Source organism: Streptomyces sp. MMBL 11-1, assembly GCF_028622875.1.
Lineage (GTDB): Bacteria > Actinomycetota > Actinomycetes > Streptomycetales > Streptomycetaceae > Streptomyces.
The window spans coordinates 723629-749493 of the sequence record NZ_CP117709.1 but is presented as its reverse complement, the minus strand read 5'-3'; the positions used below and the strand labels follow the sequence as shown (position 1 = coordinate 749493).

General features: G+C 72.5%; 24 protein-coding genes and 1 pseudogene. 8 read left to right on the top strand and 17 right to left on the bottom strand.

The window, feature by feature from the left end; translation table 11 throughout:
• Positions 1-62: 62 nt before the first annotated feature.
• The 3 genes from PSQ21_RS03125 to PSQ21_RS03115 form a co-directional block, all read right to left on the bottom strand.
• Positions 63-941 carry an ATP-grasp domain-containing protein gene (locus PSQ21_RS03125; protein WP_274028861.1) on the bottom strand — a complete coding sequence of 293 codons (879 nt, stop codon included), beginning with the start codon at positions 939-941 and terminating at the stop codon, positions 63-65.
• Between the two features lie 55 nt (positions 942-996).
• Entirely contained in the window at positions 997-2685 is a 1689-nt protein-coding gene (locus PSQ21_RS03120) for a DUF885 domain-containing protein (protein ID WP_274028860.1), read from the bottom strand.
• A gap of 67 nt (positions 2686-2752) precedes the next feature.
• Positions 2753-3268 carry an Lrp/AsnC family transcriptional regulator gene (locus tag PSQ21_RS03115; protein WP_274028859.1) on the bottom strand — a complete coding sequence of 172 codons (516 nt, stop codon included), beginning with the start codon at positions 3266-3268 and terminating at the stop codon, positions 2753-2755.
• Between the two features lie 59 nt (positions 3269-3327).
• Here PSQ21_RS03115 and PSQ21_RS03110 point away from each other — a divergent pair, with 59 nt between their 5' ends.
• Positions 3328-4557, top strand: a complete 1230-nt coding sequence (locus PSQ21_RS03110; protein ID WP_274028858.1) for a trans-sulfuration enzyme family protein — start codon at positions 3328-3330, stop codon at positions 4555-4557.
• Here the strand turns inward: PSQ21_RS03110 and PSQ21_RS03105 are convergent.
• The 3 genes from PSQ21_RS03105 to pdxR all read right to left on the bottom strand — a co-directional run bounded on the left by PSQ21_RS03105 (position 4475) and on the right by pdxR (position 9216).
• On the bottom strand, positions 4475-5917 hold the full coding sequence (locus PSQ21_RS03105) for a GNAT family N-acetyltransferase (RefSeq protein ID WP_274035628.1): 1443 nt from the start codon (positions 5915-5917) through the stop codon (positions 4475-4477). The two genes, PSQ21_RS03110 and PSQ21_RS03105, sit on opposite strands and share 83 nt — an antisense overlap.
• A gap of 122 nt (positions 5918-6039) precedes the next feature.
• A complete protein-coding gene (locus tag PSQ21_RS03100) occupies positions 6040-7632 on the bottom strand; it encodes an alkaline phosphatase D family protein (protein ID WP_274028857.1) in 1593 nt (530 codons plus the stop codon).
• Positions 7633-7710: 78 nt separating this feature from the next.
• A complete protein-coding gene (gene pdxR, locus PSQ21_RS03095; protein ID WP_397990912.1) occupies positions 7711-9216 on the bottom strand; it encodes a MocR-like pyridoxine biosynthesis transcription factor PdxR in 1506 nt (501 codons plus the stop codon).
• A 47-nt stretch (positions 9217-9263) separates the two neighbouring features.
• On the opposite strand from pdxR, the pseudogene PSQ21_RS37850 reads away from it, so the two are divergent.
• Positions 9264-9629 (top strand): annotated as a pseudogene (locus PSQ21_RS37850) (EamA family transporter); the annotation flags it as partial.
• A gap of 570 nt (positions 9630-10199) precedes the next feature.
• Here PSQ21_RS37850 and PSQ21_RS03085 read toward each other — a convergent pair.
• Positions 10200-11030: an alpha/beta fold hydrolase gene (locus tag PSQ21_RS03085; RefSeq protein ID WP_274028856.1), complete on the bottom strand. Its 831-nt coding sequence runs from the start codon at positions 11028-11030 to the stop codon at positions 10200-10202.
• Positions 11031-11153: 123 nt separating this feature from the next.
• On the opposite strand from PSQ21_RS03085, the gene PSQ21_RS03080 reads away from it, so the two are divergent.
• Entirely contained in the window at positions 11154-12038 is an 885-nt protein-coding gene (locus PSQ21_RS03080; protein WP_274028855.1) for an RNA polymerase sigma-70 factor, read from the top strand.
• Between the two features lie 286 nt (positions 12039-12324).
• The gene (locus tag PSQ21_RS03075) at positions 12325-13095 is read left to right on the top strand and encodes a GntR family transcriptional regulator (protein WP_274028854.1); all 771 of its coding nucleotides are present in this window, start codon (positions 12325-12327) and stop codon (positions 13093-13095) included.
• A 196-nt stretch (positions 13096-13291) separates the two neighbouring features.
• On the opposite strand, the gene PSQ21_RS03070 is transcribed toward PSQ21_RS03075, so the two are convergent.
• The 3 genes from PSQ21_RS03070 to PSQ21_RS03060 form a co-directional block, all read right to left on the bottom strand.
• Positions 13292-14449, bottom strand: a complete 1158-nt coding sequence (locus tag PSQ21_RS03070; RefSeq protein ID WP_274028853.1) for an ROK family protein — start codon at positions 14447-14449, stop codon at positions 13292-13294.
• A 100-nt stretch (positions 14450-14549) separates the two neighbouring features.
• A complete protein-coding gene (locus PSQ21_RS03065) occupies positions 14550-15200 on the bottom strand; it encodes a response regulator transcription factor (protein WP_274028852.1) in 651 nt (216 codons plus the stop codon).
• Entirely contained in the window at positions 15172-16365 is a 1194-nt protein-coding gene (locus PSQ21_RS03060; protein ID WP_274028851.1) for a sensor histidine kinase, read from the bottom strand. The genes PSQ21_RS03065 and PSQ21_RS03060 overlap by 29 nt, the downstream gene beginning before the upstream one ends.
• Before the next feature lie 108 nt (positions 16366-16473).
• Between PSQ21_RS03060 and PSQ21_RS03055 the strand changes: the two genes are divergently transcribed.
• The gene (locus tag PSQ21_RS03055) at positions 16474-17406 is read left to right on the top strand and encodes an ABC transporter ATP-binding protein (protein WP_274028850.1); all 933 of its coding nucleotides are present in this window, start codon (positions 16474-16476) and stop codon (positions 17404-17406) included.
• A 2-nt stretch (positions 17407-17408) separates the two neighbouring features.
• Positions 17409-18146, top strand: a complete 738-nt coding sequence (locus tag PSQ21_RS03050; protein WP_274028849.1) for an ABC transporter permease — start codon at positions 17409-17411, stop codon at positions 18144-18146.
• Between the two features lie 34 nt (positions 18147-18180).
• On the opposite strand, the gene mug is transcribed toward PSQ21_RS03050, so the two are convergent.
• The 6 genes from mug to PSQ21_RS03020 all read right to left on the bottom strand — a co-directional run bounded on the left by mug (position 18181) and on the right by PSQ21_RS03020 (position 24363).
• On the bottom strand, positions 18181-18762 hold the full coding sequence (gene mug, locus PSQ21_RS03045) for a G/U mismatch-specific DNA glycosylase (RefSeq protein ID WP_274028848.1): 582 nt from the start codon (positions 18760-18762) through the stop codon (positions 18181-18183).
• Positions 18763-18781: 19 nt separating this feature from the next.
• Positions 18782-20224, bottom strand: a complete 1443-nt coding sequence (gene purB, locus PSQ21_RS03040) for an adenylosuccinate lyase (RefSeq protein WP_274028847.1) — start codon at positions 20222-20224, stop codon at positions 18782-18784.
• A 136-nt stretch (positions 20225-20360) separates the two neighbouring features.
• On the bottom strand, positions 20361-21260 hold the full coding sequence (locus PSQ21_RS03035; RefSeq protein WP_274028846.1) for an SGNH/GDSL hydrolase family protein: 900 nt from the start codon (positions 21258-21260) through the stop codon (positions 20361-20363).
• Positions 21261-21337: 77 nt separating this feature from the next.
• Positions 21338-22357: a hemolysin family protein gene (locus PSQ21_RS03030; protein ID WP_274028845.1), complete on the bottom strand. Its 1020-nt coding sequence runs from the start codon at positions 22355-22357 to the stop codon at positions 21338-21340.
• Complete coding sequence (locus tag PSQ21_RS03025) at positions 22354-23691, bottom strand: hemolysin family protein (protein WP_274028844.1); 1338 nt, start codon at positions 23689-23691, stop codon at positions 22354-22356. The genes PSQ21_RS03030 and PSQ21_RS03025 overlap by 4 nt, the downstream gene beginning before the upstream one ends.
• A 237-nt stretch (positions 23692-23928) precedes the next feature.
• On the bottom strand, positions 23929-24363 hold the full coding sequence (locus PSQ21_RS03020) for a GNAT family N-acetyltransferase (protein WP_274028843.1): 435 nt from the start codon (positions 24361-24363) through the stop codon (positions 23929-23931).
• Between the two features lie 94 nt (positions 24364-24457).
• Between PSQ21_RS03020 and PSQ21_RS03015 the strand changes: the two genes are divergently transcribed.
• Positions 24458-24685, top strand: coding sequence for a hypothetical protein (locus tag PSQ21_RS03015; RefSeq protein ID WP_010062312.1), 228 nt, complete (start codon positions 24458-24460; stop codon positions 24683-24685).
• Positions 24682-25053 (top strand): fic family toxin-antitoxin system, toxin component, encoded by a 372-nt coding sequence (locus PSQ21_RS03010; protein ID WP_274028842.1) that lies wholly within the window; start codon positions 24682-24684, stop codon positions 25051-25053. The genes PSQ21_RS03015 and PSQ21_RS03010 overlap by 4 nt, the downstream gene beginning before the upstream one ends.
• A gap of 131 nt (positions 25054-25184) precedes the next feature.
• Here PSQ21_RS03010 and PSQ21_RS03005 read toward each other — a convergent pair whose 3' ends face one another.
• Positions 25185-25865, bottom strand: a complete 681-nt coding sequence (locus tag PSQ21_RS03005; RefSeq protein WP_274028841.1) for a class I SAM-dependent methyltransferase — start codon at positions 25863-25865, stop codon at positions 25185-25187.

Genomic DNA, 25865 nt, shown 5'->3' with positions numbered 1-25865 from the left:
CCCGACGCCGGTGGTGACGGAGACCACCGCGCCGATCCGCCCGGTGGTCTCCGCCGGATGCTTCATCGTTCGACGCCGGCCAGCGCGGCGAACAGGGCCCCGGCCTCCGCCCCGGCGGGAAGCCCGCTGACCTGGCCGTCGCCGACCTCCACCACCCGCCACACCCCGTCCTCGCGCACCGCCAGGTCGGTGGTGACCCAGCGCAGTCCGAGGTGGCCCACCGCCTCCCGCAGGGCGGCCAGTCCGGGGACGGAGACCGGGCCGGGGGTGTCGGGGTGGGCGGTGACGAGCACCGCCTCCCCGTCCACCCACCACACCCGCGCCTCGCCGTCCGCGACGAACGGCTCGAAGGACCGCAGCACCAGGCCGCCCGCGAGGAACGGGCCCTGCAGCTCCACGAACCGGCCCACCACCGCGGCGAGTCGCTCCCGGTCCGCCAGCTCGGGCACGTAACAGGCCTCGTGCCACTCGTGCTTGCGGGACTTCACGAAGTCCTTCACGATGCCGGGCCCGGGGCCCAGGGGCGCCGCGAGCCCGGCCAGCTCGTCGGCGGTGGGCGCCGGCGCCCCCAGAGCCATGGCGCACCAGACGCTGCGTGGCGTGAGTCCTTCGAACTCCTCGTACCAGCCAGGGAGTTCATGCGCCCGCCGGTAGTCGGCGGCGCCCGTGAGCAGGGCGCAGCCCCGCGCGTCGAGCGCCGCCTCCAGCTCCGCGTACCGGGCGGAGGGGATCATCCAGCCCCGGTACCAGTACGGTCCGGAGTCCCGGGCGACCCGGGCCACCGCCCCGGCCGCGTCCCCCGCGAGCAGCGCGTCATGATCGACCAGCGCGATCCGCCCGCCGGCCGCGCGCGCCGCCGCGAGCTCGCCGGCGAACTGCGGATCGGGCCGGGAGAGCCGCAACGGGTCGGCGCAGAAAAGGAATCCGTTCCGCTCGTTCATGACAGGCTGCCTCACTTCCACCGACGGGGGCTCCGGACCGTACGCACGGCTCGGGTCAGAGCCGCGACAGCTCGTCCACCAGATCGTCCAGGCCCAGCGACCCCTGGGAGAGCGCCGCCATGTGCCAGGCCTTCAGATCGAACGCGTCGCCGTGCGCGGCGCGCGCGTTCTCCCGGCCGAGCAGCCAGGCCCGCTCCCCGAGCTTGTAGCCGATGGCCTGGCCCGGCATCGACAGATAGCGGGTCAGCTCGCTCTCCACGAAGTCGGCGGGACGGCCGCTGTGGTTGCCGAAGAACTCCTGGGCCAGACCGGGTGTCCAGCGCTCGCCCGGGTGGAAGGGGGAGTCGGCCGGGATCTCCAGCTCCAGGTGCATGCCGATGTCGACGATCACCCGGCAGGCGCGCATCATCTGGGCGTCCAGATAGCCGAGCCGCCGTTCCGGGTCGGGCAGGAAGCCCAGCTCGTCCATCAGCCGCTCCGCGTACAGCGCCCAGCCCTCGGCGTTCGCGCTGACCATCCCGACCGACGCCTGGTAGCGGGAGAGGGTGTCGGCGACGTGCGTCCACTGCGCCAGCTGCAGGTGGTGGCCGGGGACGCCCTCGTGGTACCAGGTGGAGACCAGGTCGTACACCGGGAAGCGGGTCTCGCCCATGGTCGGCAGCCAGGTGCGCCCGGGGCGGGAGAAGTCCTCGGAGGGGCTGGTGTAGTACGGCGCGGCGGCCCCGCCGGGCGGCGCGATCCGGGACTCCACCTTCCGTACGCGTTCGGCGAGGTCGAAGTGCGTGCCGTCCAGGGCCTCGATCGCCTCGTCCATCAGGCCCTGCAGCCACTCGCGGACCTCGTCGACGCCCTCGATGTGCTTGCCGTGCACATCGAGGTGGGCGAGCGCCTCCCACGGCCCGGACCCGGGCAGCACCTTCTCGGCCTCGGTCTTCATCTCGGCGAGCAGCCGGTGGTACTCCGACCAGCCGTACGCGTACGCCTCGTCGAGATCCAGGTCGGTGCCGTTGTACAGCCGCGACCAGCGGGCGTAGCGCTCCCGGCCGACCGGGTCAGGGGCGCCCTCGATCGCCGGGGCGTACACGTCGCGCATCCAGTCCCGCAGCGCGAGCACGGAAGCCGTCGCCCGCCCGGCGGCCTCGTCCAGCTCGGCCCGCAGGGACGCGGGTCCCGGCGCGACGAACTCGGTGAAGAACCCCTGGCCCTTGCCCTGCCCGCCCCACTCCGTGAGCTGCCCGACGAAGGTGGCGGTCGCGCGCGGGCCGCCGTACAGCTTGCGCTCCAGACCGAGCGCGAGCGAGGCGCGGTACCCCTCGTACGCGGCGGGCACCGCGCGCAGGCGCTCCACGACCGCCGCCCAGTCCTCGTCCGTCGCGGTCGGCGTGAGGGTGAAGACCTCGGTGACGCTGTGGGCGGGCGACGACAGGTTGGAGATCGCCCGCAGGCCCTCCTCGGCCTCGTGCACGGCGAGTTCCGCCGTCAGGCGCTCCCGCAGGAGCCGTCCGCAGCGCCGCTCGGCATCGCTGTCCGCGCCGGGAAGCCGCTCGGCGGCGTCCAGCTTCCGCAGCGTCGCGCGGAGGAGGTCGGCGGACTCCGCCTGACCGGCCGGTGAGAAGTCGGGCAGTCGGCGCGAGCTTTCGGGCACACCCAGATAGGTGCCCGTGATGGGGTCGAGTTCGATGAGTGCGTCGACGTAGGCGTCGGCGACCTGACGGGGCAGCGCGCTGCTCGAAGTGTCTGACATGCGGACATCCTCGTACGGCGGCACGTGTCCCGTCATCATCCCGGACCTCCGGACGTCCGAAAGACGATCACACCCGGTGCGTCTCCGGCCCGTCTGCCGGTCCTCGGTTCCCGGACGGCGGCAGCAGCGGCCCGCAGTCCCACTGCTGGAAGATCAGCCGGGTGTCCACCCGGGCCACCTCCCGGCGCGAGGTGAACTCGTCCAGCACCAGCCGCTGCAGATCCGCCGCGTCGGCCACCGCGACTTGCACCAGATAGTCGTCGGGACCGGTGAGATGGAAGAGAGCGCGCGACTCCGGCAGGGACCTGACGCGGTCGACGAACGGCCCGATGAGCTCCCGGCGGTGCGGCCGGACCTGCACCAGGAGCAGCGCCTGGAGACCCCGGCCGAGCTTCGCCGGATCGAGACGCAACTGGTCCCCGAGGATCACCCCGGAGCGGCGCAGCCGGGCCACCCGGTCCAGGCAGGTCGAAGCGGCCACGCCGACCTCGGCCGCGAGCTCCCGGTACGTGGTCCGCGCATCGTTCTGCAGAAGCTTCAGAAGGTGCAGATCCACCGGATCGAGAGCGACGGAATCGGACATGTGGCGAACGTAGCACGGGACAATGCCACTACGGACCGGTAACTGTTCAGAGTGACGGCATGGACAATGAAGTCTCGATGACGCCCCCTGCCCCCACCCCGGCCAGGGCTCTCGCCACCGAAGCCGTGCACGCCGGACGCGACGACCTCGCCTCCCTCGGCGTGCACGCACCGCCGATCGACCTGTCCACCACCTACCCCTCCTACGACTCGCGCGGCGAGGCGATGCGGATCGACGCCTTCGCCACCACCGGGGCCCGCCCGGACGGGCCGCCCGTCTACGCCCGGCTGGACAACCCCACCACGGGCCGCTTCGAGACGGCGCTGGCCCGGCTGGAGGGCGCCGAGAGCGCCGTCGCCTTCGCCAGCGGGATGGCGGCGCTGACCGCGGTCCTGCTCGCCCGCGCGAGCCAGGGACTGCGCCACGTCGTCGCGGTCCGCCCGCTCTACGGCTGCAGCGACCATCTGCTCGGCGCGGGGCTGCTGGGCACCGAGGTGACCTGGACCGACCCGGCGGGCATCGCCGACGCGATCCGCCCGGACACCGGGCTCGTGATGGTCGAGACGCCGGCCAACCCGACGCTGGCCGAGATCGACATCCGGGCCGTCGCCCACGCCTGCGGAACCGTCCCGCTGCTGGTCGACAACACCTTCGCCACGCCCGTCCTGCAGCGTCCCGTCGAACACGGCGCGCGGATCGTCCTGCACAGCGCCACCAAGTACCTCGGCGGCCACGGGGACGTCATGGGCGGCGTCGTCGCCTGCGACGAGGAGTTCGCCGCCACACTGCGTCAGGTCCGGTTCGCCACCGGCGGAGTGCTGCACCCACTGGCCGGCTACCTCCTGCTGCGCGGCCTGTCCACGCTCCCGGTACGCGTACGGGCGGCCTCGACGAGCGCGGCCGAACTGGTCCGCAGGCTCACCGCCGACCCGCGCGTCGCCCGGGTGCACTACCCGCGCGTCGGCGGCGCGATGATCTCCTTCGAGGTGTACGGGGACCCGCACCGGGTGATCTCCGGGGTGCGGCTCATCACGCCCGCCGTCAGCCTCGGCAGCGTGGACTCGCTGATCCAGCACCCGGCCTCCATCAGTCACCGCATCGTGGAGGAGGGAGACCGGCGGGCGTCCGGTGTCGGCGACCGGCTGCTGCGGATGTCGGTCGGCCTGGAGGACGTCGAGGACCTGTGGGCGGACCTGTGCCAGGCGCTCAGCGACGGGCCCCTTCCGCCGGCGCGGACGGACGAGCGGCCCCTTCAGTCGTCGGCCGGTCGGCCGTCAGCCGGGCGGTGATGACGAGCGTGCCCTCCTCGATCTGGTAGTCGAGGGGCAGCTCCAGCGCGCGCATCGCCGCCACCATGCCGGTGTTGTGGGACTGCGTCACCGCGTACACGCTGTCGCAGCCCGCCTCCACGGCGAGAGCGACCAGGCGGCCGAGCAGCTGGGAACCGATGCCCCGGCGCTGCCAGTCGTCCTCGACGAGGAGGGCGACCTCGGTCTCGTCGCCGTCCCAGAGGAGGTGGCCCAGCGCCACCAGCTTGCCGGAGGCCGTCTGCGCCGCCAGGGTGCGGCCGAAGCGAGGGCTCAGCAGGTGGTCGAGATAGCGGTCCGCGTCCGCGACCGGGCCGTGGTAGCGCAGGCCCAGGGTGCGCCGCGAGCAGCGGTCGTGCAGGGCGCGGGCGGCGGCGAGATCGCCGCCGCCCGCGCGGCGCACGGTGATCTCGTTGCCCTCGGGCAGGGTGAGGACGTCCTTGCCGCGCGGCAGCCGCGGGCCCAGCCGGGCGTCGAGTTCGACCAGGGCGCGCGCCCGCGCGAACTCGGTCGGGGTGAAGGGCAGACCGGGCCGCTCGACGGAGATCACCCCACCGGACGGGTCCCGCAGCCGCATCACCGTCTCCTCCAGTACGCCCTCGACCGGGGCGCTCTCCCCGGTCGGGCGTCCGGTGACGGAGACGGCGGGAAGCGAGTGGATGGTGCACCGGCCGAGCAACTGGCGCAGGGCGAGCGGCAGCTCGGCCGCGTCGAGCGCCGTCCGCGTGGCCAGCGACAGCACCCGGGTCGGGATGTCGACCAGATCGTGGGCGTCCGCCCGCTCGATCCACGTGGAGGCGCCGCCGGCGGCCGCGATCTCCCGTGACAGCTCCCGCGCCTGGAGCGAGGCCGGGGCCCGCAGCAGGAACTCGTCGACGGTCCCCTGCGCGAGCGGGTGGGTCCCCAGGGTGAGGATGTCCACCCGGAGCCGGGCGAGGGCCACGCACAGCGCGGCCAGACTGCCCGGGGCGTCGTGCACGGTCGTCCGCATCCGCCACAGCGTGGTCGCCTCGGTGCGGTCGATCCCGCCCGCACCGCCGCCCTGGGCCTCGCCCGCCGCGCCGTCCCGCGCTCCGAGCGCCGCGGCGTCCGCACCGTCCCGTACGGAGCCCCCCTCACCGGACGGGGGAGCGTGACTGTGCCGTCGTGCCCACCAGGTGTGGAACGCGGCGGTGGCCACCAGCGCCACCGCCGACGCCACGAGCAGGTAGGGCCCGTCCGGCTGGTGGCCGATCAGGTTGGCGATGGCGTCGGCCACGGCCACGGCGGTGAACAGGGCGGCCAGTTCGATCAGGTCCCGCCGCCAGTGGTGCGGACGGTGGGCGCTCTTCGCGGACGTCACATCAGTCATATCCTCACTGTGAACGAACGGTGTTGCCTGGTCACGAACGCTTTGTGACTGATGGGTTACGTGTTGATCTGGTCGCCTATCGTCGTTTTCGGCCAGATTCCGGGAACCGCCGCTCACTGCCCGACGCGGCCCGGCCGGAGCACCTTGGTGAACAGCACCGACCCGCCCTCGGCCCGCAGACGCACCGTCAGCTCCGCGCTGTCGCCGTCGATCTCCACCTCACCGAAGAACTGGGGCGACTCCATCGGCGAGACGTTGGCCCGGTCGGGAGCCCGCACGAAGACCCGGTCCGGGCCGAAGGTGGCGTCCAGGGCGTTGGCCGGGAAGCCGCCCGCCGCCAGCGGCCCCGACACGAACTCCCAGAACGGTGCGAAGTCCTTGAACGCCGCCCGCTCCGGCACGTAGTGCTGCGCCGAGGTGTAGTGGACGTCGGCCGTCAGCCACACGGTGCCGGTGATCCCGCGGTGCTTGATGAACCGGAGCAGTTCGGCGATCTGGAGTTCCCGTCCGAGCGGGGCCCCGGGGTCGCCCTGTGCCACCGCCTCGAAGTCCGTCGCGCCGTCCGGGACCACGAGGCCGAGCGGCATGTCGGCGGCGATCACCTTCCACTCCGCCCGGGAGGCGGCCAGCGAGCGCCGCAGCCACCGCGCCTGCTCGGCGCCGAGGATGCCCGTCGTGTCGTCGGCCTGCCGCCCCGGGGAGTTGGCGTTGCGGTACGAACGCATGTCGAGCACGAACACGTCGAGCAGCGGCCCGTGGTGGACGACCCGGTACATCCGCGAACGACGCCCGGAACCGTGCGAGGGCGCGAGCGGCACGTACTCGTGGAAGGCGCGCACGGAGCGCGCCGCGAGGATGTCCACGTTCTTCTCGGTGTACCGCGCGTCGTCGAGGATCTGGCCGGGGTACCAGTTGTTGCGCACCTCGTGGTCGTCCCACTGCACGACGGAGGGCACCTGCGCGTTGAAGCGGCGGACGTTCCGGTCGAGCAGGTTGTAGCGGAAGTTCCCCCGGTACTCGTCCAGCGTCTCGGCGACCTTCGCCTTCTCCTCGGTCATGACGTTGCGCCAGATCCGGCCGTCCGGCAGCGTCACGCTCGCCTCCAGCGGGCCGTCCGCGTAGATGCTGTCGCCGCTGCACAGGAAGAAGTCCGGGTCCAGGCGGCGCATCTCCTCGTACACCCGGTAGCCGCCGATGTCCTCATTGATGCCCCAGCCCTGCCCCGCGATATCGCCCGACCAGAGGAACCGCACCCCGGAGCGCCGCCGGGCCGGAGCGGTACGGAACGTTCCGTACACCGGCCTGCCGGTACGGCGCGGATCGGCCGGATCCGCGAGCGTCACGCGGTAGTGCACCTGCTCGCCCGCGGGCAGGCCGTACAGCGGTGTGGTGCCGGTGAAGTCCGTTCCGGGGCCGATCGACGGCCCGTACCACCTGCGTACCCGTCTGAACGACTCGGTCGCCGAGGTCTCCACCAGCATCCGGGCCGGCCGGTCCGAGCGCACCCACAGGAGCGCCGACGAGGCGGTCACGCCGCCCACCTGCACGCCCCAGGACGCCTCGGGCCGCCCCGCCAGGTGCAGCGCGGGCGCGGCCGAAGCGGTCGCGGGGGCGAGCGCGACCGCCGCCGGGGCGATCAGCGAGCCGCGCAGGACGGCACGGCGGCCGGGCGAGGGAACCCGCGAACGGTGCGGACGGTAGGACATCGAAGCGCCTCCGGGAGGTGGGCGGGCGGTGCGCCGTTCGCGAGCAGGCCGTGGACCGGCGCCGGTCTCCGTCCATGCCTAGTGCCTCGCGGCGGCCGGAGCCCCAACCCCGGGTGAACGGCGCGCGTCGGCCGGGGACGGACCGGCCGGAACGCCGGCGGCCGCCAGCGCGGCGACCCCTCGGGCGATGTCGCCGGGGGAGAGATGGGCGTAGCCCAGGACGAGGGGCAGGGTGCCGTCCTCGGAGTCGGCCGTTCCGCAGTCGCGCAGCGGCCGCAGCGCGATGCCCGCTCCGGCCGCCCGCTCCAGGAAGACCTCCTCGGGGCCGTACCGCGCGGGCAGTCGGGCGATGATGTGCAGGCCCGCCGCGATACCGCTGACCGTCGCGCCGGGGAAGTGCTCGTCGAGCGCGGACACCAGAGCGTCCCGGCGTTCCCGGTAGGCCCGCTGGCAGCGCCGCAGCTGCCGGTCGTAGCCGCCGCGCACGATGAAGTCGGCCAGGACGGCCTGGTCGATCACCGGGTTGCCCAGATCCATGGTCCGTTTGCGGGCGACGATCCGCTCGGTGAGCGCGGCGGGGGCGACCAACCAGCCGAGCCGCAGGCCGGGGGCCAGCGACTTGCTCACGGAACCGGTGTACACGACCCGCTCGGGGTCCAGCCCCTGCAAGGCTCCCACCGGCGCCCGGTCGTACCGGAAGTCCCCGTCGTAGTCGTCCTCCATGATCACGGCGTCCGCGCCCCGCGCCCAGTCGAGCAGCTCGCCGCGGCGCTGCGCGGAGTATCCGATTCCGGTGGGGAACTGGTGCGCCGGCGTGGTCACGACGGCGCGCACCCCGGAGCGCTTCAGGGGCGCGAGGGCGAGGCCGTCGTCGTCGAGGGGCAGAGGGACCGTGCCCAGGCCGGTGGCCGCGAACAGCGAGGCGTGTTCCGGGCTGCCCGGATCCTCCACCCCGACCGAGGCCACGCCCTCCTCCCGGAGGACGAAGCCGAGCAGGGTCGTCGCCTGGGCCACCCCCGAGCAGACCACCAGCCGCTCCGGATCGGCCACCACGCCCCGGCGCCGGGCGAGCAGCCCGGCCAGGGCCTCGCGCAGCTCCGGCAGCCCGCGCGGATCGGGATAGCCCAGCGCGCCGTGCGGCAGCCGATCGAACACCGCCCGCTGGGCGGCACTCCACGCGCTGCGCGGGAAGAGGGACAGATCGGGGGTGCCGGGCCGGAAGTCCACCAGCGCGCCGGCCGCGCGCGGCGCGCGGTCGCGTACGGGGCGCTGCGCGGCGCGTACGCCCTCGCTCACCCAGGTACCCGCACCGCGCCCGCTGCGCAGATAGCTCTCGGCGGTGAGCTGCTCGTACGCCTCGGTGACCAGCCCCCGCGAGACTCCCAGGTCGGCGGCGAGCTCACGGCTGGAGGGCAGTCGCGTACCGGCCGCGAGGCGTCCGGAGCGGACGGCCTCCCGCAGCGCGGCCCGGAGCGCGCGCCCCCGTCCGCGGGCCGGCGCGGCAGCGGCGGGCAACAGCAACTCCCACGCCGGAGAGAGGGGTTCCGCCGACGGACGATGCGCATTGGTCCCCGAAGACGTCATGGAAGTGGACCTTAAACCGGTCCGCCGCCGACCCTAGCGTCGACCCCATGAACGCAACCTCTCTGCGCGGGGCCCTCCTCGCGGCCTTCGCGTGCGTGCTGGTGGGGGCATCCTTCACGGCCAACAGTGTCCTCGGCGACTACCCGTTCGCGGGTGGACAGGCCCTTCGCTACGGTCTCGCCGCGCTCCTGCTCGTTCCGTTCCTGCGGCGCGACCCCGGCTCCACGACGGCGCGACTCCGACGTCTCACCCGCCGTCAGTGGGTGCGGATCGCGTTGCTCGCCGCCGTCGGCATGGTCGGGTTCAACCTGGCGGTTCTGGCGGCCGAACAGTCGGCGGAACCAGCCGTTCCGGGCGTCTTCGTGGGCTGTGCGCCGATCGTGGTCGGTGTGCTCGTCCCGCTGCTGGACGGCCGCCGCCCGTCCCGCGTCACGCTGTACGCGGCCGGGCTCGTCGCCGTCGGGGCGTTCACCGTTCAGGGCTGGGGGCGCACCGACCTGGCGGGCGTGCTGTTCTCGGTGGGAGCGCTCGCGGGCGAGGTCGGCTTCGCGGTCCTCGCCGTTCCCGTGCTGCGGCCCCTCGGCCCGAAGCTGCTCTCCGCGACGGTCTGTGGCGTCGCGGCCGTCGAGTCGGCGCTGCTCGGCCTGCTGATGGACGGCACGTCGTTCCTGCGCCTCCCGACGGGCGGCGAGGCGGCGGCCTTGCTGTGGCAGGCCGTCGTCGTCACCGTGATCGGATTCGTCTGCTGGTACAGCGGGATGCGGCGCATCGGAGCCGAACGCGCCACACTCTTCTCGGGCCTGATCCCGGTCTCCGCCGCCCTGACCGCGCCTCTCGTCGGAGCCGGGACGTACGGCGTCGCGCAGGGCGCGGGGAGTCTTCTGGTCGGTGCCGGTGTGGCGTACGGCTCCGGGGTCCTCGGGCGGCGCGGGGCCGCCGGGGCGAGACTCCCCGTCGGGGCGCCGGGGCCCCGACCAGGCGGCTCAGCGACTGGTGTCCAGGATGACGCGGGCCACGAGGGCCGGGTCGTCGCTCATCGGGACGTGTCCGCAGCCGGGCAGCCGCACCAGCCGGGCGCCGGGGATCACCCGCTTGGCGCGGACCCCCTGCCTGCGCAGCAGTATCCGGTCGCGGGTGCCCCAGGCGACGGAGACGGGGACGCCCTTCACATCGGCGCCGAAGAGCAGGCCCCTGCCGGTCCTCAGCGTCTCGTGGAAGCCGGTCGCTCCGCGCAGGGCGAGCGTCTTGGCGACGACGGCCTCCGGTGAACGCCTGGCGGGCCGGGCGTAGATGGTGCTGGTGAGGGCCGCCCGGCCGGCCGCGCTGCGCGACAGGCGCTCGATCAGCCCCACCGGCAGGGCCAGCGCGCTCCGGCGCATCGTCCGCAGGGTGCCGAAGGCGTAGCGCCGTTCCGCCTCGGTCCAGAAGCCCGCCGGGGACAGTGCGGTCACCGACCGCACCAGGCCGGTGCGCCCCAGTTCCAGCGCGAGCAGACCGCCCAGTGAGTTTCCGGCGACATGGGGGCGGTCCAGGCCGAGTCCGGCGCAGAAGGCTCCGAGAACGCGGCCGACGGTCGCGAGATCGTAGGGAACGCCGTCCGGCAGCGCGGGCGAGGTGCCGAAGCCGGGCAGGTCCACGGTTATCACCTGGCGCTCGGCGGCCAGGATCCGTGTCACCGGGTCCCAGGCCCTCAGATGGTGCCCGATGCCGTGGAGGAGCAGCAGCGGTTCGCCCGAGCCGGTCCGTTCGTACGCGACCGAGACCGGTCGGGGGCCGTCGGCCGTCGCGACGGTGAAGGAGGCCGTGGTGGTCATGCTGCCGCTCCCTGGAGTGGGTAGACATCTCGTCAACAACAATTACCGTCGGGTAGCTTGTAGTTCAAGGGGCTCGGCGATTCCCGCTGGACAGCGCGTGACCGGGTGGGCTGGGATGGGTCGATGACTGTCGACGCCGCGACCGAGCTCTTCGAAGAACACCGACCCGTTCTCACCGGTGTCGCCTATCGCATGCTCGGTCGCGTCGCCGACGCCGAGGACGTGGTCCAGGAGGCGTGGCTGCGGTGGTCGGCGGCGGCGCGCGACGACATTCGGGAGCCGCGGGCCTTTCTGGTGCGGATCACCACCCGACTGGCCATCGACCGGCTCCGGCACCTGCGGTCACGACGGGAGTCGTACACGGGGCCCTGGCTGCCGGAGCCGGTGGTCACGGCATTCGGCCCCGGCGTGCCCGACACCGCGGAGCGCGTCGTCCTCGCCGACTCCGTGTCGCTCGCCGTGCTGGTCGTCCTCGAATCGCTCTCGCCGCTGGAGCGCGCGGTGTTCGTGCTCCGGGAGGCCTTCGGGTTCCCGTACGCCGAGATCGCCACCGCCCTGGACCGCACCGAGGCGGCCGTCCGGCAGCTCGCCGGCCGTGCCCGGCGGCACGTGGAGGAGCGAAAGCCGCGCTACGACGTGGACCCGGCCGAGCGCCGCGATCTCACCGAGCGCTTTCTGGCCGCGGCCTCCGGGGGTGGCATCGAGCAGCTGCTCGCGCTGCTCGCCCCGGACGTCCGGCTGGTCAGCGACGGCGGTGGCAAGGCGAAGGCGCCGCGACGGATCATCGAGACCGCCGACAAGGTCGGCCGCTTCCTCATCGCGGTGGCGCGGGAGCTCGGCCCGGACGGGGAGATCCGCATCGTGGAGCTCAACGGCGGACCCGCCGCCGTCTACTCCGTCGAGGGGAAGGCCGACGCCGTCTTTCAGATCGAAGTCAGCCAAGGTCTCATTCAATGCGCCTATATCATTCGTAATCCGGACAAGCTTTCCGGGCTGCCCGTCGTATAGCCACAAGCGCCACCCGCCACCTCGGCCCCTGACGTCCCACGGGTCCGCGGCACGCCTGGTTGAAGCCCCGCCGTTCACCGCGATGGCGGGGCTTTGTGCTGCGCTCGCCTCACGGCACCACGAACGTCGTGTGAACGCTCTGCGCCAGAGTCCCGTTTCGTTCCGTTACGGAATAAGGATTGGTCTTGACCAAGGGGGTATGCCGTCCTAGGGTCTCCACTTAAGACAGGAACCTTTAATAAATAACGTCGCGGAAAAAAGACGCTGGGCGATTGCGGAGGACAGGGTGGGGACCACGCAGCTGGAATCGGTACAGGAGCCGAAGTACTGGCACCTCAAGACCGTGCTCAGTGAGGCACTCGACTCGGACTTTGCGGTGGGGGAGATCCTGCCCAACGAGCGAGACCTCGCGGCGCGGTTCGGTGTCGCGCGAGCCACGCTCCGGCAGGCACTGGAGCAACTCGAACTCGAAGGCAGACTGCAGCGCCGCCGTGGTGTCGGGACGACCGTCGCCCCGCCGCGCGTGGGCATCGCCGTCTCCACCGCCCAGCACGAATGGACCGGCGGCGTCAGCGGCGAGGCCTGGCAGCCGGTCGACAGCACCATGGACAAGGCCCCGGCGGCGGTGGCCGCCATGCTCGAAACGAATCCCACCGAACCGGTGCACGTGGTGCGCCGTATCCGCGACACCCAGGGGCAGGCGGTAGCGGCGGAACTCCTCTACATCCCCGCCTCCTCGGTGCCCGACCTCTCCGCCATCGAGGCCCCGTCCGGCCCCGTCCGCGCCAGGAGCGTGCTCCGTGAGCTGCACCGGCTCGGACTGCAGGGGCAGGACCGCTCCGTGGAGCTCGGCTCGGCGCGGGCGGACGACGCCAAGGAACTGGACCGGCTCCCCGGCGCCCCCGTCCTCGTCGTCACCACCCGCTACTTCACCGCGGGCGGCACGGCGGCCGTGTCCGTCGCCACCTACCGCGCCGACACCTGCCGGCTCACCTTCGGGGACTCCGGCGCGCTGGAGATCAGCCACGACGAACAACCGGAGCGCCAGGCCTCCTGACGCCTCCGACCCGCCCGGCCCCGCGCCCGCCGCTTCTTCGGGAACTCCCGCTCCCGAAGAAGCGGCGGGCGCACGCTTTTCCCGCGTACGCCCGTCCCCGGGAGGTGACGGGCGCGCTTCCCGCGCGATCCGGCTCCGGCAGGGCCTGGACCCCACCCACGCGCGACGTGGACCGTGCGCCGGCCCCTCGCCGCGGTCAGCGGCGGGCCGTCACCGCTCCCTCGACGGCGAACAACTGCTCCTCGACGTGATCCAGGGCGAGCCGCAACGCCCCCGTCGCGACGGCGGCCTCCCCGAGCAGAGACAGGGTCACCCGGGGCGGGCGCAGACAGTAGCGGGCCAGCTCCCTGCGCAGGGGTTCCAGCACCCCGTCCAGTCCGGCGGCCCAGCCACCGACCACGACCAGCTCCGGATCGAGCGCCAGCACCAGCGCCGCCACATCGTGCACCAGCCGCTGAAGGAAACGCTCGACCGCCGCCCGGGCCCCCGCGTCGCCCTCCCGGGCCTTGGCGAACACCGCGGCCACCGCGGGCTCGTCCAGCGGGTCCAGCGGCGTGTCCGTCGTCGACAGCAGATGCTCCGGCGTCACGTCCCTGCCCAGCAGGTGCAGAGCGCCGATCTCCCCGGCGGCCCCGCCGAACCCCCGGTGCAGACGTCCCCCGATCAAGGACCCCGCCCCGGGGCTCAGCCCCGCCAGCACGAAGACCACATCGTCGGATTCGGTGGCCGCGCCCTTCCAGTGCTCGGCCACCGCGGCGGCGTTGGCGTCGTTCTCGACGAGCACGGGACACCGGAACGAACGGCGAAGCCGCTCCCCGAGCGCGAGGCCGGTCCAGCCCGGCAACGCCGTACCCAGTCGGACGGTGCCGTCGGCCTCCACGATCCCGGGACTGCCCACACCGACCGCACGCAGACTGCTCCGGGCCACCCCGGTACGTCGCAGTACGTCCGCGATGACGGCCCGGACCTGGTCGAGCCGGTCGTCCGCGCCCGCACTCTCCGACACCGCGCGGGAACCCGCCCCGACGATCCGGCCGTCGAGCCCCGAGATGAGCGCCGACACCCGGTGCGGACCGATCTCCACCCCGAGGAGATGCCCCGCCTCGGCCCGGAAACGGAACCTCCGGGCAGGGCGCCCCTGGCGCCGTGCCTCGCTCTCGTCGGGCAGGGCCTCGACCACGAGACCCGCTTCGAACAGCCCCTCGACAACCCCTTCGACGGTCGGCCGGGACAGCCCCGTGATCCGCGTCAGGTCCGTCAGCGTCGGCGCGCCGGCCCCTCTCAGGGCATGCAGAACTACCGCGGAATTGATCCGTCGCAACAGCGACGGGTCCCCACCGGTCAGCCGGCCCACGGTATGTCCTCCCAGCTCGTGCGCATGTCTGCCGGATCGTACTCGCTGGCCGGGAGCCCTGCGAGCAGCGTGGGAAGCCGGTACAGAGCCGCAACCTGGATCACCCCGGAGCGACGAACCCGGACTCGTACGCGGCGATGACCGCCTGGGTGCGATCCCTGGCCCCCAACTTCGCCAGGACCGAGCTGACATGGGACTTCACCGTCTCCGTCCCGACGACCAGGGTGGCCGCGATCTCCGCGTTCGACAGGCCCCGGGCCATCAACCGGAGCACCGCGGCCTCGCGCTCGGTGAGCGCCGCCCGGTCGAGAGCGGCCCGTGCTCGCTCCGTCCCGTACTCGGCGGCGAGCTGCCGGACCGCCGCGGGGAACAGCAGGGACTCCCCCTCGGCCACCAGACGCACGGCGTGCACGATCTCCGCGGGCCTGGCGCGCTTGAGCAGAAATCCGTCGGCCCCCGCCCTCAACGCCTCATACACGTACTCGTCGTTCTCGAACGTCGTCACCACCAGGATCTTCGGGGGATCCGGCACCGTACGCAGCACCAGCCGGGTCGCCTCGATCCCGTCCATCAGCGGCATCCGCACATCCATCGCCACCACATCGGGCCGCAACCGGTTCACCAGGGGGATGACCGCGGCCCCGTCCCCCGCCTCGCCCACCACCTCGATATCGTGCTGGGCCTCCAGCACAGCGCGCAGACCGGCGCGCACCAGGGGCTCGTCATCGACCAGAAGAACGGTGAAGGGCATTCGACCAGCGTATGCCGTCCAGAGGAAGGCTCACGCACACCCGCCACTCGCCCTCCCGCGACTCCATCCGCGCCTTTCCGCCCAGCAACGCGGCACGCTCCCGCATACCGCGCAGCCCACTGCCGCTCCCCGGCAGACCGGCCGCTCCGGAGAGCGGATTGTCCACCCCCAGCTCCAGCCGCCCGTCGGCCACCGTGATGCTCACCCGGATGGGTACCGGCCCCGCGTGACGGAGCACATTGGTGAGACTCTCCTGAAGAATCCGATACCCCTCCCGCGAAACCGGCGCCGGCACCAGACCGAGATCCCCCGACACCCGCGCATCCACCTTCGCCCCGGAACTCCGCGCGGAGTCCAGCAGCCGCTCCGCCTCCCGCAGCGTCGGCCGCCTGCTCACGGGCGTGCCGGATTCACGCAGCACCCGCAGCACCCGCTCCAGGTCCTCCAGCGCATCGCGCCCCGTCTCCTCGATGGCGGCCAGAGCCCGTTCGGTGAACGCCGGATCGTTCGCCGTCCGCGCCGCACCGGCCTGCACCACCGCCACCGTCAGTGCGTGACCGATGGAGTCGTGCAGCTCCCGCGCCATGCGATTACGCTCCAACAACTGCTCGGTCAGCTCCTCCAGCACGCTCAGCCGGTCCGTCGGCGACGGGCCCAGCAGCCGCCGGGCGGCCGCTGTACTGAGCCGGCCCCCGAGCACCACCAGAACGAGAAGTGGAACGAGCGGCAGCGGTGCGAGCAGCGCGTTCCACCAGTGCGGGCTCATGCCCTCGACCAGCCCGCCCGGAGGCCTGCCCGTCGCCGACAGGACGAGCTCGATCGAAGCCACGGGCAGCCAGAGCGCCATGATCGCCGCGGCCGAGATCAGGAGCCGCACCTCCAGCCAGAGCACGGTCCGCCATCGCTCCGCCCAACTCGCCGAGGAGGCGACCGCTATGGAGGCGTCGGGCTGCCCACGCTCGGACGGAGTCAGCAGCAACTGCGCCTGCAGGCCCTCCTCGAGCCGCATCGCGGGAACGAGGCCCACGGGCACCGCGAAGAGCAGGGGCATCCAGTAATCGTCGGAGATGTAGAACCACACGCTGGCCGCGGCGGCCGGAACGAGCATGTGCAACCAGCGGCTGTAAGTGACCGCGCTGGTCAGCGGGGTGAGGATGCGGTGCATGTCCCCATCGTCCCAGCGGGCCGGGCGGACCGGCTCCCCCGTGAGAGGGAGACGAACCCCGCCGGCGGGGGAGGCGGGGCGCCCGGCGCATCGGCCAGGCTCGGGGACATGACCAGCATCGACGTCCACGAGCTCTCCAAGGAGTACGGAACCACCCGTGCGGTGGACCGCCTCAGCTTCCGCGTTCGACCGGGCAGGGTCACCGGCTTCCTCGGCCCCAACGGCGCCGGCAAGTCCACGACCATGCGTCTCGTGCTCGGCCTGGACCGGCCGACCGGTGGCTCGGCCACGATCGGCGGGAGGCCCTACGCCCAGCTCGACGAGCCCTTGCGTACCGTCGGCGCACTGCTCGACGCCCAAGCCGCCCACGGCTCGCGCACTCCGCGCGGCCATCTGTCGGCACTCGCCGCGAGCAACGGGATACCCCTGTCGCGGGTGAGGGCCGTGCTGGAGGAGACCGGGCTCGGCGACATGGGTGCGCGGCGGATCAAGTCCTTCTCCCTCGGCATGCGCCAGCGCCTGGGCATCGCGGCCGCCCTGCTCGGGGACCCGCAGGTGGTCTTGCTCGACGAGCCGTCGAACGGGCTGGATCCCGAAGGCATCATCTGGATCCGCGAACTCATGAAGCGGCTCGCCCGCGAGGGCCGGACGGTACTGGTCTCCAGCCACCTCATGAACGAGACCGCCTCCTTCGCCGACCACCTCGTGGTGCTCGGCCGGGGCCGCCTGCTCGCCGATATGCCGATGAAGCAGTTCCTCGACTCGCGCAGCCGCCCCCGGGTGCGCCTGCGAACGACCGAGCCAAGCAGGCTCCACTCGGCGCTGACCTCCAAGGGCCTGACCGGAGTGCAGGACGAGGACGGCCGCTGGGCGATCGACGGCGTCACAGCGGAGGAGGTCGGCGCGATCGCCGCCGACGGAGGGATTCCCCTGCTCGAACTGGGCGATGAGCGCGCCACGTTGGAGCAGGCCTACCTCGACCTCACGGCGGCCGACACCCCATTCGCCGCCTCGGCCACCCGCGACCGCCAGGAGGCGTGATCATGACCCTGACGGCAGTTCTCCACTCCGAGTGGATCAAGATCAGGTCGATACCGTCGATCTGCGGCTCCCTGCTGGCCATCCTCGCCACCACCCTCACCATCACCGTGCTCATCCTGGGGACCGTCGGCCAGGAGCAGGCGGAGCAGCCCGGGTCCGACGCGCTCCTCAACGCTTTCTTCGCCCTGAACTTCGGGCAGATCGCGGCCGTCGCGTTCGGCGCGACCGCGGTCTCCTCCGAGTTCCTCAACGGAGCCCTGCGCCTGTCGCTCGCCGCGGTTCCCCGCCGCTCCCTCTTCTACGCGGCGAAGATGACGGCGATCGGCGGGTCAGCACTCGTCGTCGGGCTGGTGACCACCTTCGCGGCGTTCCTGGTCGGTCAGCTCTTCCTGGGGGAGCACGCGATCGGTCTGGGACACCCCGGGGTGCTGCGTGCCGCCTTCGGAGGGGGGATCTATCTCGCGCTGATGGCGCTGCTCGCGGCGGGTCTCACGGCGCTCCTGCGCAGCGCGGTGGCGGTGCTCGGCCTGCTCATACCGTTCTTCCTGATCGTTCCCTTCGTGTTCGTGGACGTCGCGTCGGCGGTGGTGAGATACCTGCCCGACCGCGCGGGTCAGGTGGTGTTGCACCAGAATCCGGAAGACGGTCCGGGGCCGTGGGCCGGCCTGGCGGTGACCGCCCTGTGGGCGGCGGCAGCGCTCCTGGCGGGCTGGTGGGCGGTCCGCAACCGGGACGCGTGAGGCCCGGGGGGCCGAGGCGTGCGGGCAGGGCCGCTCAGTCGGCCGAGGCCGGGCCGGGGGCGGGCCGGTCGGCCGGGGGCGGGGTGGGCAGGGCGTCCCGGAGGCGGGCGAACTCCTCGGCCATGCTCTGGACCGTCCAGTGGGCGTTGAGGCCGCTGGGGTTGGGAAGGGCCCACACGCGGGCGCCGCCGACCGTGCGGTCCTGGGGGCCGATCCGGGCCCGGGGTTCCCCGAAGGCGGTGCGGTAGGCGGTGATCCCTACCACCGCGAGCCACCGGGGGGTGAGCAGTTCGACCTTGGCCGTCAGATGGGCCCCGCCCGCCCTGAACTCGTCCGCGGTGAGCTCGTCGGCCCGGGCCGTGGCCCGCGCCACCACGTTGGTGATGCCCAGTCCGAGACCGAGCAGCTCGGCCTGCTCCGACGGACGGAGCTGCCGGGGTGTGAAACCCGAGCGGTGCAGCACCGGCCAGAACCGGTTTCCGGGGTGAGCGAAATGGTGGCCCGTCGCCGCGGTCATCAGGCTCGGGTTGATGCCGCAGAAGAGCACGCGCAGACCGCCCGCGGCCACATCGGGGACGATGCGGTCACGGGCGGCGCTCAGCTCTTCGGGGGTCATACGGTGAGGGCGAGGCCGGTCAGAGGATCGAGCCGGGGGTGTACTTCGCGGCCTCGGGGTACTGCTGGACGATCTCCTCGATGCGGGAGACCAGCGACGAGACCTGGTCGCCGGCGGCACCCGTGAACGAGAGCTTGTCGGCCATCAGCTCGTCCAGCTGCGCGCGGTCCAGCGGGATCCGCTCGTCCGCGGCGAGCTTGTCGAGCAGTTCGTTGCGCTCGGCGCCCTGCTCCCGCATCGCGAGGGCGGAGGCGACCGCGTTCTCCTTGATCGCCTCGTGCGCCACCTCGCGGCCCACCCCGGCGCGTACGGCGCCCATCAGAACCTTGGTGGTGGCCAGGAACGGAAGGTAGCGGTCCAGCTCGCGCGCCACGACCGCCGGGAACGCGCCGAACTCGTCCAGCACCGTCAGGAAGGTCTCCAGGAGGCCGTCGAACGCGAAGAACGCGTCCGGGAGCGCCACCCGGCGGACCACGGAACAGGACACGTCGCCCTCGTTCCACTGGTCGCCCGCCAGCTCGCCGGTCATCGAGGCGTAGCCACGCAGGATCACCATCAGCCCGTTCACCCGCTCGCAGGAGCGCGTGTTCATCTTGTGCGGCATCGCGGACGAGCCGACCTGGCCGGGCTTGAAGCCCTCGGTCACCAGCTCGTGGCCGGCCATCAGCCGGATGGTCTTCGCCACCGAGGAAGGCGCCGCGGCGAGCTGCACCAGAGCGGTGACCACGTCGTAGTCGAGCGACCGGGGATAGACCTGACCGACAGAGGTGAACGCCTCGGCGAAGCCGAGATGTCCGGCGATGCGCTGTTCCAGGTCGGCGAGCTTGCCCGCGTCGCCGCCGAGCAGGTCCAGCATGTCCTGCGCCGTGCCGACCGGGCCCTTGATGCCCCGCAGCGGGTAGCGGGAGAGGAGGTCCTCCAGGCGGCCGTGGGCGACCAGCAGCTCGTCGGCGGCGGTCGCGAAGCGCTTGCCCAGCGTCGTCGCCTGCGCGGCCACATTGTGCGAGCGTCCGGCGATGACGAGCTCGCGGTACTCCGCCGCGAGCCTGCCGAGCCGGGCCAGAACGGCCACGGTGCGGTCGCGCATCAGCTCCAGCGAAAGGCGGATCTGCAGCTGCTCGACGTTCTCCGTCAGGTCCCGGGAGGTCATGCCCTTGTGGACCTGCTCATGACCGGCGAGGGCGTTGAACTCCTCGATCCGGGCCTTCACGTCATGCCGGGTGATCTTCTCGCGCTCGGCGATCGAGGCCAGGTCCACCTGGTCCAGCACACGCTCGTAGTCGGCCAGCGCCGCATCGGGCACCTCGATCCCGAGGTCCTTCTGAGCGCGCAGCACCGCCAGCCACAGCTGACGCTCCAGCTTCACCTTCTGCTCGGGGGACCAGAGGACGGCCAGCTCCGCAGAGGCGTAGCGGCCGGCCAGGACATTGGGGATGCGAGGCTTCGCAGACACAGCAGTCACGTAAAGGGATTCTACTGGCGGTTTGTGCAGGCCAGCGACGCGCCCTTGTTTGTGGCTTGCTACGAGAGCACCCGGAGGCCCCGGTCGCCGCGGTGCGTTCGGTCGGCCGCCATGAGCTCAGTCGGCCGCCGTGAACTCAGTCGGCCTCGGTGGTGATCACCGTCGCGTCGGGTGAAACCGCCCGGCGCCACCCCGTCACCGGACCGGGCCTCTCGGCGTCCGCGGGCGTGATCCAGAAGGCCTGGCCCGTCACGGCGTCGAACTGCGCTCCGGAGCGTCCGTCGCCGGAGGAGCGGCCGGTGAGCCGCCGCCCGATCCACGGGGCCAGGTGTCGGCGGGCGAAGCGGATGTCCTCGGTCCGTCGGGAGGCCCAACGCGGCGGCGCGGTCGCGGGGACCGGCGTCCACCAGTCGAGCTCGGCCGGAAGCCCCAGCGCCTGCCAGACGGCCTCGGCGACGCGCCGGTGGCCCTCGGCGTTCAGGTGCAGCCGGTCCACGTCCCACATGCGGGGATCGCTGAGCGACGGTGCGCTGTAGAGGTCGACCACCGTGGCCCCGTGCCGGGCGGCCAGGTCGTCGACCAGGGTGAACAGTTCCTCCATACGGGGCCGGAACCGCTCCAGCACCGGGCCGTTGCGGGCGGGGCTGCGCATCAGGACGAGTCGCTCGCAGGAGGGGGCCAGGCGTTCCACTGCCTCTTCCAGCCGCCCCTTGACCATGCCCATGTCGCACTTCGGGCGCAACGTGTCGTTGAGCCCGCCGACGAGCGTCACCACATCGGCCTGGAGCGCGGCCGCCGCGTCCACCTGCTCGTCGACGATCTGGCCGATGAGCTTCCCGCGCACCGCGAGGTTGGCGTACCGGAAACCGGGAGAACGGCCGCCGGCGGACCGGTCACCGGGGACCCGGGCAGCCAGCCGGGAGGCGAGGACGTCGGCCCAGCCCCGGTACGTGCCGTCGGCGAGCAGATCCGACATGCCCTCGGTGAACGAGTCGCCGACCGCGACGAGACTGGTGTAGGAGGCATTCAATTCCATGGCCCGGTGATCCTACCGCGACGGCCCGCGGCCCGGCCCGCCGAACGGGCCCGGCCGCGGGTTGTGGAACCGGCGGATCAGCGGGACTGCGGCCGTCCGACGAGTTCGCGGAGCACGTCCTCCATCGTGACCATGCCGGCCAGTCGGCCGTCGTCGTCGAGGACGGCCGCCAGGTGGGTACGGCTGCGCCGCAGAGCGGTGAGCACGTCGTCCAGCGGGGTCGCCGCCCGGACGCGGGCGATCGGCCGCATCGCCGTCACCGGGAAGGGAACGTCCCGGGGCGTCGCGTCCAGCGCGTCCTTCACATGGAGGTAGCCGAGGAAGCGCTGCTCGCTGTCCATCACCGGGAAGCGCGAGAAGCCGGACTCGGAGGAGAGCCGCTCCAGCTCCTCCGGTGTCGTGCCGACCCTCGCGTACAGCACCTGGCCGACCGGCATCGCCACGTCCCGCACCGGGCGACGGCCCAGCTCCAGGGCGTGGTGGAGGCGCTGCGCGGAGCGGTCGTCGACCAGTCCCGCGTCCCCGGCGTCCTGCACCATCCGGGCCAGTTCGTCGTCCGAGAAGGTCGCGGACACCTCGTCCCTCGTCTCCACCCGCAACAACTTGAGCAGGGCGTTCGCGAACGCGTTGATCGCGAAGATCACCGGCCGCAGGGCGCGGGCCATGGCGACCAGCGGCGGGCCCAGCAGCAAGGCGCTCCGCGCGGGCTCGGCCAGAGCGATGTTCTTCGGGACCATCTCACCCAGCAGCATGTGCAGGTAGGTGGCCACACCCAGCGCGATGACGAACGACAGCGGGTGGACCAGCCCGTGCGGCACGCCCACGGCGTCGAACATCGGCTCCAGCACATGCGCGATGGCCGGTTCGGCGGCGATGCCCAGCACCAGGGTGCTGAGGGTGATGCCGAGCTGCGCTGCGGCCAGGAGCGCGGAGACGTGTTCCAGGCCCCAGATGACGCTGCGGGCCCGCTTGTGCCCGGCTTCGGCCTCCGGCTCGATCTGGCTGCGACGCACGGAGATCAGGGCGAACTCGGCTCCCACGAAGAAGGCGTTCACCGCGATCATCAGCAGGCCGATGAAGAGCTGGAGAACGATCACCGCTCGCCCTCCGTCCGGTCCTCGGATTCCGGCAGCGGGGCGTGCAGCAGAGCCCGCGCGGCCCGGCGGCCCGAGGCGTCGACCACGTCGATCCGCCATCCTTCCAGCTCGACGCTGTCGTCCACCGTCGGGATCCGTCCGATCTCGGCGGCGATCAGCCCCGCGAGGGTCTCGTAGGGTCCGTCCGGCACCCGCAGGCCGATCCTGCGGAGCTGGTCGGTGCGCGCCGCCCCGTCGGCCGACCACAGGGTCCGCCCGTCGGCGTCCTCACCGGCGGCGGCGAGGTCGGGCGTCTCGTGCGGATCGTGCTCGTCCCGGACCTCGCCGACGACTTCCTCCACGATGTCCTCCAGTGTCGCGACCCCCGCCGTCCCGCCGTACTCGTCGATCACCACGGCCATGGCGAGCCTTCCGGACAGCCGGTCCAGCAGCCGGTCCACGGTGAGCGTCTCCGGCACGAGCAGGGGTTCGCGCAGCAGTTCCGCCACGCGGGTGCGGGGCCGCCGGTCGGCGGGGATCGCCAGTACGTCCTTGATGTGGGCCACGCCGACCACGGTGTCCAGACTGCCCCGGTAGACGGGGAAGCGGGACAGCCCGGTCGCACGCGTGGCGTTGGCGACGTCCTCGGCCGTCGCGTGCAGCTCCAGCGCGGTCACCTGCACGCGCGGCGTCATCACGTTCTCCGCGGTCAGCTCGGAGAGGTTCAGCGTGCGGACGAACAGTTCGGCCGTGTCCGCCTCCAGCGCACCCGTCCTGGCGGAGTGCCGGGCCAGCGCCACCAGCTCCTGCGGACTGCGGGCGGAGGCCAGCTCCTCGGTCGGTTCCAGACCGAAGCGGCGCACGATCCGGTTGGCCGTGTTGTTGAGGTGGCTGATGAAGGGCCGGAACAGCGCGGTGAACCCTCGTTGCGGTGTCGCCACCGCCTTGGCCACGGCGAGCGGGGAGGAGATCGCCCAGTTCTTCGGGACCAGCTCGCCGACCACCATCAGGACCACCGTGGACAGCGCCGTGCCGAGGGCGAGTGCCAGGGTGGACGCCGCGGCGGGAGGCAGCCCCGCCGCCTCGACGGGGCCGCGGATCAGCTTGGCGATGGACGGCTCGGAGAGCATGCCGATCACCAGATTGGTGACGGTGATGCCGAGCTGGGCGCCCGAGAGCTGGAAGGTGAGGCTCCGGACGGCCTTGAGCGCGCTCGCGGCACCTCGGTCGCCCCGCTCGACAGCCCGTTCGAGCTCGCTGCGCTCCACCGTGGTCAGGGAGAACTCCGCCGCGACGAACGCGCCGCAGGCGACGCAGAGCAGCAGCGCGACGAGCAGCAGAAGCACTTCGGTCATCGGTTCACCTCCGTCCCATGATCGGGCAGGGGCGGGGGGACCGCGCGGTGTCGGCGGAATCGGCTACTGGGAGGTTCGCCCATGGACGGACGCTCACACCTTTCGGCAGGGGGTGACGGAGGGCATGTCATCGTAGGGCGTCTGCCCAGCAGCGCTCCGCCTACCGCTTCCATGTCCGCCGTACCGGTCGGAGACCGCCGTCCGCACCAGTGCCTCAGCGCCTGCCGTACCTTCCCCTCAGCCCGTCAGGTGCTTCACCCAGCGGCTCCACTGCGGCTCGGGCTCGTAACCCACCGCGCGCCACGCCTGCTGAGCCGACGTGTTGCGGTCGAGGACCATGGCGTCGGCGCGCCGCCCGCCCAGTGCGACGAACCGTTCCTCGGCCGCCGCCAGGAGGGCGCCGCCCACGCCTCGGCGCCGCTGGTCCGGGTGGACCGCGAGCCGGTAGAGATGGCAGCGCCAGCCGTCGAAGCCCGCGATGACGGTGCCCGCCAGCGCCCCCTCCCGCACCGCGAGAATCAAGGCGCCGGGGTCCCGTTCCACCAGCCGTGCGACCCCGTCCTCGTCGTCGCTGATGCTGGTGCCCTCAGCGGCCACCTTCCAGAAGGCGAGTACCTCGTCCAGGTCGGCCGGGGTCGCGGTCCGTATCGAAAGATCGTTCATGTCGGCCATCCCACCATCCGCCGCGACCGGGCGTCGATCGTGTTTCACCGTGCGGCCGACGCTCCTCTTGCCGGTGCTAGCACGGCCGCGCTAGCGTGGTCGGGTGCCCAAGACACAGCTGAACGTTCGAGTGGACGAGGCCACCGCCGAGGCCGCGCGACAGCGCGCGCTCCAGAGGGGGATGAGCGTGAACCGCTACATAGAGGAACTCGTCCAGCAGGACGCGGGCGAGGTGGGACACACCTTCGTCGAGGCCGCGGCCGACTTCATGAAGCAGTACGAGTCGGTGTTCGCCGAGGAGTTCGGCCCGGAGCGCGAAGGCACCCGTTGAATCTTCGGATCGACCTTTCCTGGTTGCTCATGGTCGCCGAGCACAAGACGCCCGGAGACCCGCAGGTCGTCGACTGGGGTGCGCTCGTCGCCGCTGTCGCACGGCACGACGCGGAGATCTTCGGCAGCGCGGTCTACAGCGACCCGCACGCACGGGCGGCCGCCCTGTTGCAGCTGCTGCTGCATGTGCCCGCACTCGAACACTCCAACGCGATGTTCGCCTCGGCCGTCGCGTACGGCTACCTCGTCGCCTCCGGGCTCAAGGTCATCACCTCGCCCGAGCAGGTCCGCGATCTGGCGCTGCTCGTGAAGCAGGGCAAGGCGGACGTGCGGGCCATCGCCGACGAGCTGCGGCGGTGGAGCGTATGAGACACGGGCGGAACACCCCACGCCAGGCCCGGCGGAACATCCACGCCAGGCCCGGCGGAACGCCCCGCGGCAGACCGGGCAGAGCGCGCCACGGCTGACCGGGCGCACCACCTCGCGATCCGGCTCCGTCCTCAGTCCTCGGTGAACGGCTTGCGCGCCACGCCCAGGACACACGGGGAGGAGGGCACCTGGAGGCCCGTCTCCGGGATCCGCAGCCTGCGGTACGCGCCCATCTCGAAGCCCGCCGCCGCGATCGCGGCCAGCGGGTCCCGGGCCGTGTGGCAGCCGCCGAAGAGGAGCGGCCACAGGGTCCGGTCGGCCACCCGCTGCGCGGTGGCCAGCGCCCGGCCGCCCGGCGCGGTCCCGTGCTCGAAGAACCGCAGTTCGCCGCCCGGCCGCAGGACCCGTTTGATCTCGGCGAGCGCCCGGGGCACATCCCGTACGGTGCACAGGACCAGGGACGCCACCGCCCCGTCGAAGGCCTCGCTCTTGACCGGCAACGCCTCGGCCGCCCCCGGCACCACATCCACCGGCACCTCCGCGCGCAGGGCGGAGCGGGCGGCGAGCTGCCGCAGCGAGCGTTCCGGCTCCAGCGCCACGACCTCCGAGACGGCACCGGGGTAGTGGGCGAAGTTCAGCCCGTTCCCGGCGCCGATCTCGATGACCCGGCCGGAGAGCCCCGACAGAAGCTCCTCGCGGTACGCGGCGATGCCGCCCTTCCGGTCGGCGGTCACGCTCACCCGTGCGTAGAAGCGGGCGAAGACCGGGTGGTGCACGGCGTCCCGGGGAAGCTTCCTGCTGCGCGGCTGCAT